A 261-nucleotide genomic window follows, 5' to 3' on the forward strand; every position below is an offset into this window, starting at 1 on the left:
GACCGGCTCAACCCAAGTTGAAAATGTGGCGCAAGCAGGCGACACGGTAGCGACTTTTATTGCGAGCGACCTGGACGGTGATAATGTCACCTACAGCATCAGCAGCGGCAACGCGAGCTGCTACTTCGAAATTGAAGACAGCAGCACGGGCGTGGTGACCTTAACGGGGGCGGGTAAAAGAGCGCTGGCCAACGACGCATTAGTTGATGCGACTTACACGTTAGGCGTAACGGCGAATGACGGCACGACTAACTCAACCGA

Annotated in this window: 1 protein-coding gene; it reads left to right on the forward strand. The window is 55.6% G+C overall.

Annotation, left to right across the window (positions count from 1 at the left end; all coding sequences use genetic code 11):
• The coding region (locus MTCD1_RS21380) for a cadherin repeat domain-containing protein (RefSeq protein ID WP_088569019.1) at positions 1 to 261 on the forward strand (261 nt) is incomplete at both ends.

This window comes from Colwellia marinimaniae, from assembly GCF_002207865.1.
In the GTDB taxonomy this organism is placed as follows: Bacteria; Pseudomonadota; Gammaproteobacteria; order Enterobacterales; family Alteromonadaceae; genus Colwellia; species Colwellia marinimaniae.